The organism is Kitasatospora sp. NPDC057738 (assembly GCF_042798815.1).
In the GTDB taxonomy this organism is placed as follows: domain Bacteria; phylum Actinomycetota; class Actinomycetes; order Streptomycetales; family Streptomycetaceae; genus Kitasatospora; species Kitasatospora lactacystinica.
The window spans coordinates 1-14580 of record NZ_JBHVJT010000027.1; the positions used below are offsets into that span (position 1 = coordinate 1).

The 14580-nt window shown below is 72.9% G+C and carries 16 protein-coding genes; 9 read left to right on the plus strand and 7 right to left on the minus strand.

Translation table 11 applies throughout. The annotated features are described in order from the left end of the window. Positions 1-63 precede the first annotated feature (63 nt). The 6 genes from ACFVGO_RS16920 to ACFVGO_RS16945 form a co-directional block, all read right to left on the minus strand. Entirely contained in the window at positions 64-486 is a 423-nt protein-coding gene (locus ACFVGO_RS16920; protein WP_359915343.1) for an SHOCT domain-containing protein, read from the minus strand. 98 nt (positions 487-584) lie between these two features. Further along, a complete protein-coding gene (locus ACFVGO_RS16925) occupies positions 585-1169 on the minus strand; it encodes an NUDIX domain-containing protein (RefSeq protein ID WP_359915341.1) in 585 nt (194 codons plus the stop codon). After that, positions 1166-2326 (minus strand): type III polyketide synthase, encoded by a 1161-nt coding sequence (locus ACFVGO_RS16930; protein ID WP_380349544.1) that lies wholly within the window; start codon positions 2324-2326, stop codon positions 1166-1168. The genes ACFVGO_RS16925 and ACFVGO_RS16930 overlap by 4 nt, the downstream gene beginning before the upstream one ends. A gap of 133 nt (positions 2327-2459) precedes the next feature. Next, positions 2460-3668, minus strand: a complete 1209-nt coding sequence (locus ACFVGO_RS16935; RefSeq protein ID WP_380349541.1) for a cytochrome P450 — start codon at positions 3666-3668, stop codon at positions 2460-2462. 189 nt (positions 3669-3857) lie between these two features. Beyond that, a complete protein-coding gene (locus tag ACFVGO_RS16940; protein ID WP_380632443.1) occupies positions 3858-4574 on the minus strand; it encodes a response regulator in 717 nt (238 codons plus the stop codon). Continuing rightward, positions 4571-5425, minus strand: a complete 855-nt coding sequence (locus ACFVGO_RS16945; protein ID WP_359915334.1) for a histidine kinase — start codon at positions 5423-5425, stop codon at positions 4571-4573. Before ACFVGO_RS16945 ends, ACFVGO_RS16940 begins: the two co-directional genes overlap by 4 nt. Positions 5426-5543: 118 nt before the next feature. On the opposite strand from ACFVGO_RS16945, the gene ACFVGO_RS16950 reads away from it, so the two are divergent. The 4 genes from ACFVGO_RS16950 (at position 5544) to ACFVGO_RS16965 (ending at position 10290) form a co-directional block, all read left to right on the plus strand. Beyond that, the gene (locus tag ACFVGO_RS16950) at positions 5544-6269 is read left to right on the plus strand and encodes an ABC transporter ATP-binding protein (protein ID WP_380632446.1); all 726 of its coding nucleotides are present in this window, start codon (positions 5544-5546) and stop codon (positions 6267-6269) included. Beyond that, positions 6266-8578, plus strand: a complete 2313-nt coding sequence (locus tag ACFVGO_RS16955) for an FtsX-like permease family protein (RefSeq protein WP_359915330.1) — start codon at positions 6266-6268, stop codon at positions 8576-8578. The genes ACFVGO_RS16950 and ACFVGO_RS16955 overlap by 4 nt, the downstream gene beginning before the upstream one ends. Before the next feature lie 154 nt (positions 8579-8732). Further along, positions 8733-9668, plus strand: coding sequence for a hydroxymethylbilane synthase (hemC, locus tag ACFVGO_RS16960; RefSeq protein WP_359915461.1), 936 nt, complete (start codon positions 8733-8735; stop codon positions 9666-9668). A gap of 88 nt (positions 9669-9756) precedes the next feature. Next, positions 9757-10290 (plus strand): hypothetical protein, encoded by a 534-nt coding sequence (locus ACFVGO_RS16965; RefSeq protein ID WP_359915463.1) that lies wholly within the window; start codon positions 9757-9759, stop codon positions 10288-10290. A 1-nt stretch (position 10291) separates the two neighbouring features. On the opposite strand, the gene ACFVGO_RS16970 is transcribed toward ACFVGO_RS16965, so the two are convergent. Continuing rightward, a complete protein-coding gene (locus ACFVGO_RS16970) occupies positions 10292-10810 on the minus strand; it encodes a helix-turn-helix domain-containing protein (RefSeq protein WP_380632447.1) in 519 nt (172 codons plus the stop codon). 49 nt (positions 10811-10859) lie between these two features. On the opposite strand from ACFVGO_RS16970, the gene def reads away from it, so the two are divergent. The 5 genes from def to ACFVGO_RS16995 all read left to right on the plus strand — a co-directional run bounded on the left by def (position 10860) and on the right by ACFVGO_RS16995 (position 14537). Further along, on the plus strand, positions 10860-11450 hold the full coding sequence (def, locus tag ACFVGO_RS16975; RefSeq protein ID WP_380632449.1) for a peptide deformylase: 591 nt from the start codon (positions 10860-10862) through the stop codon (positions 11448-11450). After that, the gene (locus tag ACFVGO_RS16980) at positions 11447-12118 is read left to right on the plus strand and encodes a class I SAM-dependent methyltransferase (protein WP_380632450.1); all 672 of its coding nucleotides are present in this window, start codon (positions 11447-11449) and stop codon (positions 12116-12118) included. The genes def and ACFVGO_RS16980 overlap by 4 nt, the downstream gene beginning before the upstream one ends. Before the next feature lie 189 nt (positions 12119-12307). Continuing rightward, entirely contained in the window at positions 12308-12775 is a 468-nt protein-coding gene (locus ACFVGO_RS16985) for a hypothetical protein (protein ID WP_380632451.1), read from the plus strand. Then, positions 12772-14019 (plus strand): haloacid dehalogenase-like hydrolase, encoded by a 1248-nt coding sequence (locus ACFVGO_RS16990; RefSeq protein WP_380632453.1) that lies wholly within the window; start codon positions 12772-12774, stop codon positions 14017-14019. Before ACFVGO_RS16985 ends, ACFVGO_RS16990 begins: the two co-directional genes overlap by 4 nt. Before the next feature lie 197 nt (positions 14020-14216). Continuing rightward, a complete protein-coding gene (locus ACFVGO_RS16995) occupies positions 14217-14537 on the plus strand; it encodes a hypothetical protein (protein WP_380632456.1) in 321 nt (106 codons plus the stop codon). The last annotated feature ends 43 nt before the right edge of the window (positions 14538-14580 follow it).

Sequence of the window (14580 nt, forward strand, 5' to 3'; positions counted from 1 at the left end):
GTACCACCGCGTCGACCGGCCCCGGCCGTGCGACCGTCCGGATCGTGGTGACCGTCCGGACGTTCAGGCCAGGACCTTCTCCTTGGCCTTCTGGTACTCCTCCTCGGAGATGGCGCCCTTCTCCTTCAGGTCCGCCAGTTTCGCCAGTTCGTCGGCGTGACTGCGGCCGGCGGCCTCGGGCCCGGACGTTGCCGCGTCCCGGACGTAGGCCTTGAAGGCGGCCTGGTTCTCCTGGGCCTGTTGGAGGTCGCGCTTGGTCATCGATTGCCCGCGGGCGATCAGGTACACCAGGACGCCGATCAGGGGCAGGATGATCACCAGGACCAGCCAGCCGGCCTTGCCCCAGCCGCTGAGGTCGTGGCTGCGGAAGATGTCCGTGATGATCTTGAAGAGCAGGAAGAACCAGAGGACCCAGAGGAAGAACTCCAGCATCGTCCAGAAGATGTTGAGCACCGGGTAGTCCACGGCCAGTGAAGTGGTGTCCATGGCTGAGTAATACCATCACAAAACGGACATCTTCACTTGGTGTTCCGCCGTTCAAGTGACCTTCCGCAGCCGCGGGAACGGCCGTCGGGGCCGGGCTCTCAGCCCAGGCCGGCCTGCCGGCGCAGCTCCACCGCCAGCGCGACCAGCTCGCCCCACCAGGCGTCGTGCCCGGTCAGCAGCAGCCGCTGGGCCTCCGCGGGCGGCACCGCGCGGACCTCGACCACCTGCTCGCCGTCCGTCGGGTTGGTCGGCGCGGAGTCCAGCGCCACCTCGCCCCAGCCCCACAGCCAGGCCTTCTCCGGGTGCGGCTGCCACGGCCGGTAGGGCGTCGGGTCCTCGGTGCGGCAGCGGTGCGCACCCAGCCAGTGCGGCTCGCCGAGCAGCCGGGCGCCCGCCTCCTCGCCCAGCTCGCGGGCGAGGCAGGAGACGATGCTCTCGTCCCGCTCCCGGGTGCCGCCGGGCAGGAACCAGTGGTCCCGGTCGTCCCGGCAGAGCACCACCCGACCGTCCGCGAAGCCGACCAGGTGGATGTTGGTGACCAGCGCGTCCGGCGGCAGCTCGGTGGAGAACTGCGCGTCGAACCGTCCCCAGCTCCAGTACTGCGGTGCGTGCAACGCCGGGAACCTCGCGGCGAGTTCGGCGGCTCTGGCGGAGGTGTCGGCGCGGTCCGTGGTGTCAGTCATTCGGCGATGGTAGTGCCGGCCGGGAAACGGCGGGGGGCGGTCGGATGGACGAGGGCAATGTCGGAGGTGGAGATGGCTCGCGGGCGGCGAGGGCGCGGCGCCTCGGCCGGTGCGCCGACCCAACTGCCCAGTGAGATCTCGGCGGTGATGCCCGGTCCGAAGCCCGCGATCAGTCCGGTGGTGCCCTCGGGCACGCCGCCGTCGGCGAACAGCCGGGCCAGGGCGTCGAAGACCACGGCACTGGCGATGTTGCCGCGCTCGGTGAGCGTCGCACGGCTGTAGCGGAAGGTGGCCGGCTCCAGGTTGAGGTAGCGGCACAGGTCGTCGAGGATGCGCGGGCCGCCCGCGTGCACGATGTAGAAGCCGAGCCCGGAGACGTCCCAGCCGTGCTCCCCGGCCAGGGCGCGCAGCGCGGGCGCGAGCATCTCCATGGTGCCGGGCACCCGCTTGTCCAGCTGGAAGTGGAAGCCGGTGTCCTTGACCCCGTACGAGATCCAGTCCTCGGTGTGCGGGACGAGGTGCGAGCCGTTGCGCTCGACCTGTACGCCGTACCCGCCGTTGTCGCGCATCACCACGGCGGCGACGGCGTCCCCGAACAGGCCGTTGGAGAGCAGCGAGCCGACGCCGAGGTCGGTCGGCTGGTAGCAGAGCGAGCAGAACTCGCAGGCGACGATCAGCACGTTGGCGCCCGGGTAGGCGCGGCAGAAGTCGTGCGCCCGGTTGACGGCGGCGCCGCCGGCCGCGCAGCCGAGCTGGGCGATCGGCACCTGGCGGGTGTCGGCGCGGAAGCCCATGGTGTTGATCAGCCAGGCGGTCATCGACGGCATCATGAAGCCGGTGCAGGACACGTAGACGATCAGGTCGATGTCCCGGGCGGTCAACTCGCCGTGGGCGAGGGCGCGTTCGACCACTTCGGGGACGCGTCGCTTGGCCTCGCGCTCGTACACCTCGTTGCGGACGGTGAAGCCCGGGTGGGTGAGGGTCCGCTCGATCGGCTGGACCAGGTGCCGGGTGCGCACCCCGGTGTTCTCGATCAGCCGCAGCGCCAGGCCGAGCTGGGGGTGGCCGGCGTGCAGGGTGCGGGCCAGGTCGAGGGTCTCGTCCAGCGTGATGACGTGCTCGGGCACGCCGATCGCCGGGCGGCAGAGAGTTGCCATGGGTGGGTCTCCCCTGGGGGCCTGGTGGCAGGCCGGTGGATGCGTGGAGCGGTACGGGCGCCGCGCGGCCGCGGGTGACGGGCGGCGGCGGGCGGGCGGCGGCAGGTGGGGCGGCGGCAGGTGGGGGAGTCGGCTACCAGGCCACCGGCAGGGTGCGCGGGAAGCGCCAGATCGAGCCGGAGTTCCAGTCGAGTTCGGCGGGGTCGACGGCCAGCCGCAGACCGGGGAAGCGCCGCAGCAGGGTGCCGATGGCGACCTGCAGTTCCATCAGGGCCAGGTGCGAGCCGGGGCAGCGGTGCTGGCCGTGCCCGAAGGTCATGTTGACGGGCCCGGCGTCGCGGTCGAGGTCCAGCTCGTCGGGGCGCTCGTAGGCCGCCGGGTCCCGGTTGGCGGTGAGGTAGGAGACGTGCACGGCCTCGCCGGCCCGGATCGGCACGCCGCCCAGCTCGACGTCCTCGGTGGCGACCCGGGCGATGCCGACGCCCTGGCGGAAGGGGACGAAGCGCAGCAGCTCCTCCAGGGCGCGCGGCAGCGTCTCCGGCCGGGCGCGCAGCCCGGCGAGCTGCTCGGGGTGGGTGAGCAGGGTGTAGGTGAGGTTGCCGAGCTGGTAGGTGCTGGTGTCGTGGCCGGTGACCAGCAGGACCATCGCCATGACGGTCAGCTCGTCCGGGTCCAGCAGTTCGTCGCCGTCGCGGGCGGTGGCGAGGGCGCTGATCAGGTCCTCGCCGGGGTGGGCCCGGCGTTCGGCGGTCAGCTCGGCGAAGTAGCCGCGCAGGGCGGTCTTGGCGGCCTCCTGGCCGTCCCGGCTGCCCGGGCCCATCCGCATCATCGCCACGGCGTGGCCGCGCAGTTCGGCGCGGTCGGCCGCGGGGACGTCCAGCAGCTCGCAGATGGTGGCGAGCGGGAGGCGGTCGGCGAGGAAGCGCATCAGGTCGGCGGGGGCGCCGTGCTCGGTCATCTCGTCGAGGTAGCCGTCGACGGTCCGCTGGGTGGCCGGGCGCATCCGCTCGACCTGGCGGTTGGTGAAGCCCTGGGCGACCAGTCGGCGCAGCCGGTTGTGGGCGGGCGGGTCCATCAGGTTGATGGCCTCGGCCTGGGCGATCGGGGCGGGCGTCATCCGGGGCAGGTCGCGGCCGATGCCCGCGGCGCGGCTGAACCGGCGGTCGGTGGTGACGACCCTGACGTCCTCGTAGCGGGTGGCCAGCCAGGCCTCGCCCTCGCCGTGCGGCAGCCGGATCCTGGCGACCGGGTCCTCGGTGAGCAGTCGCTTCAGGAGGGGGTCGAACTCCAGGCCGTCGGTGTGGTGGAAGGGGCAGTCCCACACGGGGGGGTTGGTGGTCACGGGCCGGTCCAAGTGTTGTCGTCGTGCCGGGGGGTGGCGCCCGAGGTGTGTCGGTCCGGCTCGGGCGTGGACATGCAGATGGTGCCCCATGAATTGGCAAAAAGGGGAATTCGGTGAAGAGTTAACTCCAATGAGTGAGATTCGGATGATAGTCACGCGAATTGGTGCGGACGGGCGGCGAGTTGACGGTCAGCCGCCACCAGGCGCGACCAGCCCGGTCTCGTAGGCGAGCACCACCGCCTGCGCCCGGTCGCGCAGGTTCAGCTTGGCGAAGATCCGGGCCACATGGGTCTTCACCGTCGACTCGCTGAGCGTCAGTTCGCGCGCCAGCTCCGTGTTGGACAGCCCGCGCCCGAGCAGCGTGAGCACCTCCGCCTCGCGCGGGGTCAGCGGGGCGAGGTCGCGGTGCAGCGCCGGGCCCTCGGAGCCCGGGGCCGGCCGCGGCGCGCCGGCCGCGAAACGCTCGACCAGGCGCCGGGTGATCGAGGGGGCGAGCAGCGCGTCCCCGGTGTCCACCAGCCGTACGGCGGCGGCGAGGTGGGCCGAGGTGACGTCCTTGAGCAGGAAGCCGCTGGCCCCGGCGGACAGCGCGGCGTAGACGTAGTGGTCCAGGTCGAAGGTGGTCAGCATGATCACCCGGCAGCCGGGCACCCGGGCCAGGATGCGCCGGGCGGCCTCCAGGCCGTCCGTGCCGGGCATCCGGATGTCCAGCAGTGCGACGTCCGGGCGGTGCAGCACGGCGGCGGCCACCGCCTCGTCGCCGTCGGAGGCCTCGGCGACCACGTCGATGCTGCGCGCGGTGAGGATCATCCGGAAGCCGGTGCGGACCAGCTCCTGGTCGTCGGCGATCACCACCCGCGGACGGCGCTCCGGCGGCTGCTCCGGGTCCGTGCGGCCCCCCGTCACGGCCGGTCCAGCGGGATCCGGGCGCGGACCCGGAAGCCGCCGCCGATCCGGCGCCGGGCGTCCAGGTCGCCGCCGTACACCGCGACCCGCTCGCGCAGGCCGAGCAGCCCGCGCCCGGCGCCGTCCGGCCCCGGCCCGGCCGGCGCGGCGGGTGCCCCGGAGAGCACGCTCGGACCGCTGTTCAGCACCTCCACCCGCAGGTAGTGGTCCGCGTAGCGCACCGTCACCTCCGCCGTCACCCCGTCCCCGTGCTTGAGCGCATTGGTCAGTGCCTCCTGGACGATCCGGTACGCCGTCACGTCGATGCCGCCGGGCAGCGGCCGCGGCTCGCCGGAGATCCGCACCTCGACCGGCAGCCCGGCGAAGGCGAACCGGTCGATCAGCGGGCTCAGCCGGCTCAGGCTGGGCTGCGGCGCGAACCCGTTCGCGGCCGGCTCCTCGCCGCCGTCCGCGGCGGGGGCGAGCAGGCCGAGCAGGTGCCGCAGTTCGGTCATCGCGTCCCGCCCGGCCGCCTCGACCGCGGCCATCGCCGCCGCGGCCTCCTCCGGCATGGTGGTCAGCACCTCGCGCGCGGCCCCGGCCTGCACCACCATCAGGCTCACGTTGTGGCTCACGATGTCGTGCAACTCGGCGGCGATCCGCGCCCGTTCGGCGTCCACGGCGGTCCGGGCGGCACTCTCCCGCTCCCGTTCCAGCAGCCAGCCGCGCTCGCCGACGGCCGCCCGGTGCAGCCGCCGCGCCCGGGCCAGCGCCACGCCCAGCCAGCAGGCCGCCGCGGCCGCCGCCCCGGCCGTCGCGAAGGCCGCCCACTCCCACCCCGATCCCCACACGGCACCAGCCTCCCAGGTCACGGCATGATCCACATCATCCGGGGGTGCCGCCCCCGTACATCCCGGGTACTACGGCCGCCCGCGGTTACACCCGGGGTGGGACGTGCCGGCGACGGCCCCGCGCCTACGGTCGTCCACCATGAGCAACGACCACGACGGGACCTCCCGGCCGGGCGACGCGCAGGTCGTCGTCGAGCTGTCCGGGGTCCACAAGGAGTTCGGCGACGCCAAGGCGCTCGACGGCGTCGACCTGCGGATCCGCGCGGGCGAGGCGGTCGCCGTGATGGGCCCCTCGGGGTGCGGCAAGTCCACCCTGCTGAACATGGTGGCCGGACTCGACCGGCCCACCGCCGGCACCGTCCGGGTGCAGGGCCAGGACCTCGGAGCGCTGAACGAGAACGGACTGGCCCTCCTCCGCCGCCGCCACATCGGCATGATCTTCCAGTTCTTCAACCTGATCGACGACCTCCCCGCCCTCGACAACGTCGCCCTGGCCGCCCAGCTGACCGGTACCAACGCCCGCCAGGCCCGCCGCCGGGCACTGGAGCTGCTGGACGAACTCGGCGTCGCCCACCGCAAGGACGTCTACCCGGCGACGCTCAGCGGCGGCGAGCGCCAGCGGGTCGCGGTGGCCCGCGCCCTGATGAACCGCCCGGCCCTGCTGCTCGCCGACGAGCCCACCGGCGCGCTGGACAGCCGCTCCGGCGAGCAGGTGATGGACCTCCTGATCGACCTCAACCAGATCGGGCAGACCCTGCTGATCGTCACCCACGACCCCGGCCTGGCCACCCGCTGCGCCAGCCGGCTGGTCGAGATGGCGGACGGCCGCGTGGCGAACGAGCGGATGCTGGAGCCGCAGTCATGACCGGCGCGGTGTGGCGGGCCTCCCGGGCGGCCGTGAAGCGCCGCCGGGTGCAGACCGTCGTGATCGGCCTCGTCGTCTTCTGCTCCACCGCGACGGTGCTGCTCGCCCTCGCGGTGATCAGCGCCGCCCGGGCGCCGTTCGACGCGGCCTTCGAGGCCGAGCGCGGTGCGCACGTCACCGCCGCCTTCGACCCGGCCAAGGCCTCGGCGGAGCAACTGGCCGCCACCGCCCACCGGCCGGGCGTCGAGGCGGCCGCCGGACCGTTCGACCAGGCCGTGGTGGAGATCCCCACGGACTGGGTCGGCCGCCCGCCCGGACCGCTGACCCTGGTCGGCCGGGCCGACCCGGCGGACGCGCCGGTGGACCGGGTGGACCTGCTGGTCGGCCGCTGGGCCACCGCGCCCGGCGAGGTGGTCGTCAACAACCCGGCCGGGGGCGCCGGGACGAGGAACCTCGGCTCTCAGCTCGTCACCAGCACGGGACTGAAGCTCACGGTCGTCGGCTTCGCGACCGGCATGAGCCAGTCCTCCGGCGGTTGGGTCACCCCCGCGCAGGCGGCCGCCCTGCACCCCACCGCCCGGCAGATGCTCTACCGCTTCACCGACGCGGCCACCGAGCAGCAGCTGACCGCCTCGCTCGGCACCGCCACCGAGGGCGCGCCCAAGGACGCCCTCACCAGCACGCAGTCGTACCTGGTGCTCAAGCAGGCCTTCTCGGCGGGCGCCGACGCCTACCTGCCGCTGATGACGGTCTTCGGCGTGCTCGGTCTGATCGTCGCCGCGCTGATCGTCGGCAACGTGGTGAGCGGCGCGGTGGTCTCCGGCTACCGGCACATCGGTGTGCTGAAGTCGATCGGCTTCACCCCGCGCCAGGTGGTCACGGTCTACCTGACCATGGTCTCGGTGCCCGCCGTCGTCGGCACCGTCCTCGGGACGGCGGCCGGCTGGGCTGCGGCGTACCCGATCCTCCGGACCGCGTTCTCCGGGATCTCGACCGGCTCCGCCGTGATCGAGCCGGCCGGCTGGCTGCCCGCCGCCACCCTGATCAGCGTCCCGCTGCTGGTCGTCCTCGCCGCGCTCGTCCCCGCCTCGCGCGCCCACCGGCTCTCCGCCGCCCAGGCCATCTCGGCCGGCAGCGCGCCGCGCACCGGACGCGGGCTGAAGGTCCAGCGCCGGCTGAGCGGCACCCGGCTGCCGCGCGCCGTCAGCCTCGGTCTCGGCCAGCCCTTCGCCCGCCCGGCCCGGACCGCGCTGACCATCGCGGCGATCGCGCTCGGGGTGGTCACCGTGACCGTGACCACCGGCCTGAGCAGCACCCTGACCAAGGTCATGGACTCGGCCGACGGCAGGACCCATGTCAACGTGCAGACCAGCCACTTCGCGGGCAGCGGGATCGAGCCCCGGCTGACCCCGGAGCAGACCGAGGCGATGCTGCACGCCGCCCCCGGCGCCGAGCGGGTCTCCGTCCGCGGGCTGGTCCGGATCGGCGTCGTCGGACAGCCCCAGCCCGTCTTCGCGAACTTCTACGGCGGCGACGCCATGGTCGACCACCGGCGGCTCGACGTGGTCGAGGGCCGCCCGGCGACCGGGCTGAACGAGGTCGAGGCCGGGCCGGCCTTCCTCGACCAGCACGGGATCAAGCTCGGTGACCGGCTCACCCTGGTCCTGGACGGCCGGCAGACCACCGTCACCGTCGTCGGCGAGGAGATCCAGGGCAACGCCAACTCGATCTCCTCGAACGACGCCACCAGGGCCCTGCTCACCCCCGACCCGCACGTGGTCGAGTACGACGTGCGGCTCGCCGACGGCGCCGACGCCGAGGCGTACCGGAAGGCCGTCACGGCCGCCGACCCGAGCCTCTCGTCCTCGGTCGTCACGGCGGGTTCGGCAGGGCCCGTCGTCGCGATCAAGACCTTCAGCACGACCTTCAGCGTCCTGCTGTCGGTGGTCGCCGCGCTCGGCGTCTTCAACACCCTGCTGCTCACCATCCGCGAGCGCCGCCGCGACCTCGGCATGCTGAAGTCGATCGGGATGACGCCCCGGCAGGTCGTCGCGATGACGGTCACCTCGGTGGCCTGGCAGGGCGTGGTCAGCGGCATCGTCGGCATCCCGGTCGGGGTGGTGGTGCACCGGCTGATCGCCGAGAACGTCCGGATCATCAACTTCCCGGAGGCGACGATGGACGTCTGGGGCGCCCCGCTGCTCGTCGGCCTCGCCCTCGCCGGCGTCGCGATCGCCGTCCTCGGCGCGCTCGTCCCGGCGCGCTCGGCGGCCCGGCTGCCGATCGCCGAGGTGCTGCACAACGAGTGAGCCCGCGGGCCCCGCCGGGGGCGAGCGGTGGGCGGCCGGTCGGGACTCCCGACCGGCCGCCCGTGTTGTCCGAGCTTGCGGAATCCCGCGCCGCGTGTGTCATACCGGCTGACGCATGCTCAATCACCGCTGTGCGGACGCCTATCATCGCGCCATGGCCACCGCTGAGCTGATCCGCATCGTCTCCCGCTCCTCACCCATGGCGCTCGCCCAGGTCGAGCGGGTCCGCACCGAACTCGCCGCCCTGCAGCCGGGCCTGCGCACCGAGGTGGTGCCCGTCACCACCTCGGGCGACCGCTGGACGGGTGATCTCGCCCAACTCGGCGGCAAGGGCGCCTTCACCAAGGAGGTCGACGCGGCGCTGCTCGCCGGGGAGGCCGACGTCGCCGTGCACTGCCTCAAGGACGTACCCGCCGACCGGCCGCTGCCCGCCGGCACCGTCTTCGCCGCCTACCTGCGCCGCGACGACATCCGCGACGCCCTCGTCCACCCCGGCGGCCTGCCGCTGGCCGCCCTCCCGCCGGGTACCCGGATCGGCACCTCCTCCGTCCGCCGGGTCGCCCAGCTCGCCGCCTCCCACCCCCACCTGGAGTGCGTCCCGATCCGCGGCAACGCCAACAGCCGGCTCGCCAAGCTGGACGCCGGGGACGTCGACGCACTGCTGCTCGCCGTCTCCGGCCTGGAGCGGATCGGCCGGCCGGAGCGGATCACCGAGGTGCTCGGCATCGAGGCGATGTGCCCGCCGATCGGCGCCGGCATCCTCGTCCTGCAGTGCCGCGAGGGCGACACCGCGACCATCGAGGCGGTCACCGGCCTCGGCCACCGCGACACCTGGCGCGAGGCGGCGGCCGAGCGGATGTTCCTGCACGCGCTCCAGGGCCACTGCAACAGCCCGATCGCCGGCTACGCCCGGGCCGAGCGGGACGGCCGCCTCTCGCTGCGCGGCCGCGTCTTCACCCCGGACGGCAAGCGGGTGCTGGACGCCCACGAGTGGGCGGGCGCGCTCAGCCCGGAGGACCTCGGGACCTCGGTGGCGCTGGCGCTCAAGCGGCAGGGGGCGCAGGAGCTGATCTCCTCGATCCCGCACTGAGGCCCGGCCTCCGGGCCAGGGGTGCCGCGGTCGGTTTTTCCCCGTCGGAGCGAGAACCGGGCGGGTGCCCGGGGCGTCCGTCTGAGGCGTGATCAGTACGGTGCTCGGCGGGATGCCGATGTTCTGGCCCGGGCTGCTGCTCTCGCTGGTGCCCGCGGCCCTGTGGAACCGGCCGGTGGGGCGGTTGCTGCGAGCCCACTGGGTGGTGGGCTTCGTGCTGCTGCTCGGCCTCGGCGGGGTGGTCGTGGCGACGCTGCTGCCGGACGCCTTCCGGCTCACCGAGGGCGCCGTCCGGCACTGCGCCGTGGAGGGCGGCAGGCCGCGCTCGCCGTACGAGCTGCTGCACGTGCGGCACATCGAGCTGAAGCTGGCGACCTACGCCCCGGTCGGCTTCGCGGCCGCGCTGGCCGGGACGCGGCGGCGGGCGGTGGTGGCGCTGGTGGGTGCGGCGGTGCTGCCGTTCGCGGTGTCGGCGGTGCACTACGCGGTGCCGGCGATCGGGCGGGCCTGCGATGTGCAGGACGTCTGGGACGGGGTGCAGGGGGTCGTCCTGGGGGCGGCGCTGGGGCTGGTGGCGGGGCCGCTGGTGCGGGCGGTGCGGTCGCGGTCGCGCGCTGTCTGAGCTACTGGTCGAGGAGCGGGAAGAGCCGGGCGACGGCGGCGACCGGGCGGGCCCCGGCGGGCCGGGTGGCCGGGTCGGTGTCGCGGCCCCGGTAGCGGGCCAGCGCCCGGCGGAACTCCTCGGCGACGGCGGCCAGTTCGGCGGGGGTCAGGTGGACGACGGCGCTGAACGCCTCGTCCTGCTGCCACTCGGCCGGGGCCTCGGCGCGCCGGGCGAGCCAGTGCCGGTGGCTCTCGTCCTCCAGACCGCGCGCCAGTTCGCCGAACCCGCCGTCGGTCTCCGCCCGTCGGGCTGTCGGCAGCCGCCACGGCCGGGCCCGCCCGTCGGTGGCCGGGGCCTCCTCGATCAGCCCGTACCGGGCCAGCTGCCGCAGGTGGAACGAGCAGAGGCCCGAGCTGAGGCCGAGCCGGGCGGCGGCCTCGGTGGAGGTGACGGTGCCGTGCTCGGCGAGCAGTTCCAGCAGCGCGGTGCGGACGGCGTGCTCGGGGAGGGAGCCGGTTCTGACGAGGTCTTCGGTCACTTTGCAAAGTCTGCTACTTTGCAAAGCTGACAGCAAGTCCATCGAGGGAGTGCCTGTGTCCGAGCTGCGCGAACGCCCGACCGTCCTGCGGATCACCGAGGTGGGGGAGGAGATCCTGCGCCGCACCTGCCGCCCGGCCACCGAGGAGGACTTCGGCAGCGAGCGCCTCGCCCGGCTGATCGACGACATGTTCGCCACCATGCACGTCGCCGACGGCTGCGGCCTCGCCGCCAACCAAGTGGACGTGGACCTGCGCCTGTTCGTCTACGACTGCCCCGACGACGACGGCGTCCGGCACACCGGCCACATCCTCAACCCGGTGGTCGAGGAGCAGGAGCCCGGGCGCGCCCTCATCGAGGAGACCGAGGGCTGCCTATCCGTCCCCGGCGCCAACACCGGGCTCGCCCGCCCGGCCCGGACCGTGGTGCGCGGGTTCAACCAGCACGGCGAGCCCGTCACCATCGAGGGCACCGGCTACTTCGCCCGCTGCCTCCAGCACGAGACCGACCACCTGAACGGCGGGCTCTACATCGACCGGCTCTCCGCCCGCGACCGCAAGCGGATGATGAAGCAGACCGCCGACCGCCGGGAGAAGGTCTTCGCCGAGCGCGCCACCAGGGCCGCCAAGGCCGCGCGTTGACCGACCCCGCGTCGAACGACCCCGCGCACCTCGCCGCCGTCCGCGAGTCCTACGACACCGTCGCCGCCGACTACCTCCGCCTGGTCGTCCCGCCGGAGGGCATGGACCCGGTGTCCCGGGCGATGCTCGCCGCTTTCGCCGAGCTGGTACGGGAGTCGGGCGGCGGCGAGGTCGCGGACCTCGGCTGCGGACCGGGGCGGGTGACGGCGTACCTGGCGGGGTTGGGGCTGTCGGCCTTCGGGGTGGACGTGTCCGGCGGGATGGTCGCGCTCGCCCGCCGGGCCCACCCCCGACTGCGCTTCCTGCACGGCTCGATGGCCGCACTCGACCTGCCCGACGGCGCCCTCGGCGGCATCCTCGCCTGGTACTCCGTCCACCACGCCCCGGCAGATCAACTGCCCGTGCTCTTCGCGGAGTTCGCCCGCCTCATCGCACCCGGCGGCCACCTGTTGCTCGGCGGCCACGCCGGCGAGGCCCAACTGCTGCGCCCGGCCCGGGCGTACGGCCACCCGGTGACGTACGCCTCGCACCTCGTCCCGGCCGGGCGGCTCGTCGAACTCCTCGAACAGGCCGGGTTCACCGTCACGGCGCGGGTGGAACAGCCGAACCCGCAGCGGGAGGACCGCTCCTACGTCTGCCTGCTGGCCCGCGCTTCGAGCGGACGCTGAGTCCCGGGCCCGCTGGACCTTCCGGGCGGTGTGACGCTTCCGGATTCACCTGGACAGTGCACGAGCCCGCGCAGGCCGCTGTCACTTCGGGGACGATCGAACCGTTCCCCAGCCCGGCCGAACCTTCCGCGATCCGCCGATCCGCCCGGGCGAGCGGGGTCACCCGGAATGCCGAAGGAGCCGCCCCCCATGGGCCGTTACATCACGGACGTCAACATCCTCGCCCCCTACGAAGGCCAGCCGGTTCAGGTGCCCACCGGCTGGCACAAGCTCGACACCGACCTCAACAGCGGCACGAAGGGCGGCGACCGCCTCTACCTCGTCTACGAGCGGTGCGACCAGGACCTCCCGATCACGGACATCCGCATCCTGGTCGGGGACCAGACGCCGGACAAGGGCTACCAGAAGATCCCGGTGGACCTCAACAAGGGCGCCGTCAACCCGGATGACAAGAAGCCGCATCCGCTCTTCCTGGCCGTGTCCCGCGAGGCCGACGACGATCGCAAGTCCATCGAGGCCCTGGTGATCAACTCCTGGGCCGATGGCGAGAAGAAGGTCGACCCGCCGTCCGGCTACCGCAGGATCGGCACCGACCTGAACAAGGGCGTCGGCGGGGCGTACGTCTACCTCGACTACCAATCCGCCGTGACCTCGTGAGGGTTCCCCGCTGGGCGGTCCGCGTCGCGCTCGGATCCGTCCTGGCGGCAGGCGCGCCGCCCCTGGCCTCCGCCCCGTCGGCCTCGGCGGCGAACTGCCCGGCGCTGGACACCCGGCTGACCTGGTACGGGGACAACCGGCAGAAGCTCCAGGACTTCATCGACGCGTTCGGCAACTGCGCCGATCCGGACGCGCACCCGCTGGCCCTGTTCGACTGGGACAACACGCTGGTGAAGAACGACGTCGGCGACGCGACGATGTCCTGGCTGCTGCGCAACGACAAGATCCTCCAGCCCGCCGGACAGGACTGGTCTACTACCGGTCGCTACCTGACCGCCCAGGCCACCACGGCGTTGAGCGAAGCCTGCGGCGACGCCACCGCCGCCGGCAGTCCTCTCCCCACGGACGAGGGCACCGACTGCGCGGCCGAGATCCTCTCGGTGTACGCCGAGCACACCACCACCGGCGGTGCGGCGGCCTTCGCGGGCTACGACCACCGGCGCATCAACCCCGCCTACGCGTGGGGCGCGCAACTCCTTGCCGGGCACACGCTCGACGAGGTCGCGGGGTTCGCCCGCCAGGCCCGGGCGGAGAGCCTGGCGGCGTCCCCGTCGGACTCCGCGCAGGCGATCCGCACCGTCTGGGTGCGGTACTACGAGCACATGCGCGACCTGGTCGGCACCCTGCGGCGGGCGGGCTTCGACGTGCGGGTCGTCTCCGCCTCCCCGGAACCCGTGGTGCGGGTCTGGGCCGAAGACCTGGAGTTCGCCGCCGATGAGGTGATCGGGATCCGCAACAAGACCGAAAGTGGCAAGCTGACAGCCCACTTGGCCGACTGCGGCGGCGCGCCGGCGGACTCCGTGATCACCTACATCGACGGCAAGCGCTGCTTCATCAACCAGGACATCCGCGGAATCCAGGGCCAGGCCGCCTTCCAGCGGGCGCCCGAGGCCGAGCGCCAGGCCTTCGCCGCAGGGGACTCCACCACCGACGTCACCTTCGTGGGCGATGCGACGGGACTCCGTCTGGCGATCAACCGGCAGGCGCCCGAGCTGATGTGCCACGCCTACCGCAACGAGGACGGGAAGTGGCTGGTGAACCCGATGTTCATCGATCCCCTGCCCGCCCTGCCCTGCCGGTACCCCTGCTCCACGACGGCCTACACCGGGTCGGACGGCGCGGCGGGGCCGGTGCGCGACGACGCGGACGACGTGATTTCCGATCAGGTCGACGCCGTCCACTGAAAAGGGAAATCTTGCTCCCCGGGAAAGACTAATCCTGTACGAACTTCTGTCGATTTCCCGAAAATGCGACCCGCAGTGATCGGGCGTACGCTGACTGTGGTGCTGAAGCGCGGTCACCCGAATCGACCGCTGGGCGCCGAAAAGACACACGACCCTGAAAGGGATCCATCATGGGATTCAGTCACGTGGATGCGGTCATGGCCGTCCCTGACAAGCCGACCCAGTTCTGGGTGTTTTCCGGCAGTAAGTACCGGCGCATCGAGATCGAGGTCAAGAGCACGCACCCGTACGGGGACAGGTTCATCCAGGAGGGCTCGATCCGGTCGGACTGGCCCAGCCTGTCCGACTTCACCACGGTGGACGCCGTCATGAAGGTTCCGGACGGCAGCAACGAGTACTGGGTCTTCTCCGGTGACCAGTTCGTCCGCATCAACGTGGCCGACGGCGAACCGCACGAGGACAAGAAGGTCTACGGGCCGGCCCCGCTCAGCGAGTGGAAGAGCCTCACCCAGAACTGACGCTTCGCCGAGGCGGACCGCCCGGCCGGCTACCCGGCCGGGC